The 1,719-nt window shown below is 57.1% G+C and carries 1 protein-coding gene and 1 CRISPR repeat array; the gene reads right to left on the bottom strand.

Going from position 1 to position 1,719, the window contains the following annotated elements; all coding sequences use genetic code 11:
• Positions 1-44: 44 nt before the first annotated feature.
• A CRISPR array of direct repeats spans positions 45-1,190; the repeat unit is 36 nt; unit sequence GTCTTAATCCCTTTGATTTCAGGGCTTGGGTTTCTC.
• 149 nt (positions 1,191-1,339) lie between these two features.
• Positions 1,340-1,719 (bottom strand): hypothetical protein (locus ZRA01_RS20695; RefSeq protein WP_176590051.1); only part of this gene is annotated, 380 nt, incomplete at its 5' end.

Genomic DNA, 1,719 nt, shown 5'->3' with positions numbered 1-1,719 from the left:
GGGTTTCTCCCCCTTCTGATGCTCGCCCGCGCCGCCCTCTTCACGTCTTAATCCCTTTGATTTCAGGGCTTGGGTTTCTCCACATCTACACAAGCACCCTTACCTCTGTGACATGGTCTTAATCCCTTTGATTTCAGGGCTTGGGTTTCTCTAACATATGAGCCATACAGCAATCAGTGTTGTCTTAATCCCTTTGATTTCAGGGCTTGGGTCTCTCCAAGAATTTCGCAGACATGCAAGCAGCAGAGCTGTCTTAATCCCTTTGATTTCAGGGCTTGGGTTTCTCTACGTTGTCAACGCAAAGAGCTATCCGCACTCGGTCTTAATCCCTTTGATTTCAGGGCTTGGGTTTCTCGGCGGGGATGACGAAGGCGCAGCTGCGGGCGGTGTCTTAATCCCTTTGATTTCAGGGCTTGGGTTTCTCCGACGCGCAGAAGCAGGCGCTCCGGGTTGATCCGTCTTAATCCCTTTGATTTCAGGGCTTGGGTTTCTCTTCTCTCCACTATGGAAGACGTCTGGGACAACCTGTCTTAATCCCTTTGATTTCAGGGCTTGGGTTTCTCCAAGACGACGAAGCATGGTGGTGCTCCGAGTTGATGTCTTAATCCCTTTGATTTCAGGGCTTGGGTTTCTCTCTAACTTTCAGGAAGACCCGGACTCTCCGAATGTCTTAATCCCTTTGATTTCAGGGCTTGGGTTTCTCAAGAGGCGCTCGCGCACCTGTCGCCCGACGATTAGTCTTAATCCCTTTGATTTCAGGGCTTGGGTTTCTCCGATTGATTTTGCAAAGGTTCTAGGACACTGCAGTCTTAATCCCTTTGATTTCAGGGCTTGGGTTTCTCTGTGGATTGTAACAACTACGCTCCAGTAGCCTTGTCTTAATCCCTTTGATTTCAGGGCTTGGGTTTCTCGCAGATACGGTCGGCTACCGCAACGGCGGTGACGTCTTAATCCCTTTGATTTCAGGGCTTGGGTTTCTCGCGCACTTACATGGAGCAGATCGCCCTGCCGCCGCCGTCTTAATCCCTTTGATTTCAGGGCTTGGGTTTCTCTGCCAATTCTGAAGCCAACCGTCAGCTGCAAGGTCTTAATCCCTTTGATTTCAGGGCTTGGGTTTCTCACCAACTCATCACCAATCTCTCCACGCGGGATAAGTCTTAATCCCTTTGATTTCAGGGCTTGGGTTTCTCTGTGTGGGCGATTTTACTTCTATTTTTCAAGGTGTTGGCGGAGGTGTCCGCAGGATTGCGGAGCACCGGCGGGGATGTGTCGGCCACGCGAGGCCGACAGGTGCTGGAGAGGGCCGGCAGCGGGAGGGGGCCGCCGGCGGCTTGCGGGCTCATGCGCCGGGCTCCAGCGCGGCGAGCTTGAGCTTCTTGCGCAGGTCCTTGGGCTCGATGTCGACGATGAGGGGTATCCAGTGCTGGATGGCGGCAGCGGCAGCGGCCTTTTCGTCGGCGGCCCAGGCCTGGGCGCGGGTGGCGAGCTGGGAGGCGCGGGTGTGGTGGGCGGTGTTGGGCTTGTCCTTCTTGCCGCGCAGCTGGGCCTCGCGCTGGCGGCAGGCGTCGGCGAAGCTTTCGACCTCCTGCAGGGCTTCGCTGAGGCTGGCGAGGCGGCGGGCGCGCTCGGCCTCGTCGGCGAGGCGCTGCTGCTCGGCGGCGGCGGCGGCTTCGCGCTCGGCCTGGCGGGCGGCCTGCTGGGCGAGGGCCACGGCGCGGG

This window comes from Zoogloea ramigera (genome assembly GCF_006539865.1).
Classification (GTDB): Bacteria; Pseudomonadota; Gammaproteobacteria; order Burkholderiales; family Rhodocyclaceae; genus Zoogloea; species Zoogloea ramigera.
Note: the sequence above shows the minus strand (reverse complement) of the source record. Positions and strands in the feature narration are given on the sequence as shown.